The organism is Burkholderia sp. E168m23, assembly GCF_016586125.1.
Classification (GTDB): domain Bacteria; phylum Pseudomonadota; class Gammaproteobacteria; order Burkholderiales; family Burkholderiaceae; genus Burkholderia; species Burkholderia orbicola.
In genome coordinates this window covers 1-1,571 of the sequence record NZ_BCPP01001275.1, presented here as the reverse complement: position 1 = coordinate 1,571, position 1,571 = coordinate 1, and the positions used below count along the sequence as shown (strand labels likewise).

Annotated in this window: 3 protein-coding genes; all 3 read right to left on the bottom strand. The window is 66.5% G+C overall.

Annotated features, from left to right (window positions below; genetic code table 11):
- Positions 1–482 (bottom strand): CaiB/BaiF CoA-transferase family protein (locus JMF90_RS36500; RefSeq protein ID WP_201326289.1); only part of this gene is annotated, 482 nt, incomplete at its 3' end.
- Positions 483–530: 48 nt separating this feature from the next.
- On the bottom strand, positions 531–1,127 hold the full coding sequence (recR, locus tag JMF90_RS36495) for a recombination mediator RecR (RefSeq protein ID WP_006478665.1): 597 nt from the start codon (positions 1,125–1,127) through the stop codon (positions 531–533).
- A 31-nt stretch (positions 1,128–1,158) separates the two neighbouring features.
- The gene (locus JMF90_RS36490; protein WP_006482124.1) at positions 1,159–1,485 is read right to left on the bottom strand and encodes a YbaB/EbfC family nucleoid-associated protein; all 327 of its coding nucleotides are present in this window, start codon (positions 1,483–1,485) and stop codon (positions 1,159–1,161) included.
- Positions 1,486–1,571 lie beyond the last annotated feature (86 nt).

Genomic DNA, 1,571 nt, shown 5'->3' with positions numbered 1-1,571 from the left:
GGATAGCCGGTGATGTGGCGCAGCCCGCCCATCGATTCGGCGATCGCGCCGAAGCCGGGCCGGTCGCGGTACGGGCCCGTCTGCCCGTAGCCGGACAGGCGCACCATCACGAGGCCCGGATTGTCGGCCGACAGCACGTCGTAGCCGAGCCCGAGCTTTTCGAGCAGGCCCGGGCGGAAGTTCTCGATCACGATGTCGGCCTCGCTCGCGAGCTGCCGCGCGATCGCCTTGCCGGCGTCAGCTTTCAGGTTGAGCGTGACCGATTTCTTGTTGCGCGCCTGTACCGACCACCACAGCGACGTGCCGCCCTGCTCCGGGTGGAGCTTGCGCCACTTGCGCAGCGGGTCGCCGCCGTTCGGATCCTCGATCTTGATCACTTCCGCGCCGAATTCGGCGAACAGCCGCGACGCGAACGGCCCCGCGATCAGCGTTCCGAATTCGAGCACTTTGACGCCCGCGAGCGGGCCCTGGCTGGTGCTCATGTGTCTCCCTGGCATGAGGAACGGCGCCGCCGGCAGGCGGCGCCCGGCTTACATCGTGCGACGATCGAGCATTGCGCGGGCGATGGTGCCCGCGTCGACGTACTCGAGCTCGCCGCCCACCGGCACGCCGCGCGCGAGGCGCGTGACCGCCAGCCCGCGCGCCTTGAGCGTCTGTCCGAGGTAGTGGGCGGTGGCTTCGCCTTCGTTCGTGAAGTTGGTCGCGAGCACGACCTCCTTGACGACGCCGTCCGACGCGCGCCGCACGAGGCGGTCGAAATGGATTTCCTTCGGACCGATTCCGTCGAGCGGGCTCAGTCGGCCCATCAGCACGAAATACAGCCCGCGGTAGGTCATCGTCTGCTCGAGCATGATCTGGTCGGCAGGCGTCTCGACGACGCACAGCAGCGTCGGATCACGCTCCTCGTCGCTGCAGACCTCGCAGATCTGCGCCTCGGTGAACGTGTTGCACTTCTCGCAGTGCTGCAGGTGCTCGGTCGCGAACAGCAGCGACCGGCCGAGCCGCTCCGCGCCCTCACGGTCGTGCTGCATCAGGTGAACCGCCATGCGCTGCGCGGATTTCGGCCCGACACCGGGCAGCACGCGCAACGCTTCGACGAGAGCGGACAAGGCGGACGGCTGTTTCATACGGCGGCAAAGAGTGGCAAGGACGCCGCGTTCAGAACGGCAGCTTGAAGCCCGGGGGCAGCGGCAGACCCGACGTCATGCCGCTCATCTTTTCCTGCGACGTGGCTTCGGCCTTGCGTACCGCGTCGTTGAATGCAGCGGCGACGAGATCCTCGAGCATGTCCTTGTCGTCCGCGAGCAGGCTCGGGTCGATCGACACGCGGCGCACTTCGTTGCGGCACGTCATCGTCACCTTCACGAGGCCGGCGCCCGACTGCCCTTCGACTTCGATGAGCGCAAGCTGCTCCTGCATCTTCTTCATGTTTTCCTGCATTTGCTGCGCTTGCTTCATCAGTCCGGCGAGGTTGCCTTTCAACATGGGAATACTCCTTCTTGATCGTGTGAAAACCGGCACGCGGCGCGTGCCGGCCAATGTGTGCGGGGCGTGATTGTGCCTGTCGCGGG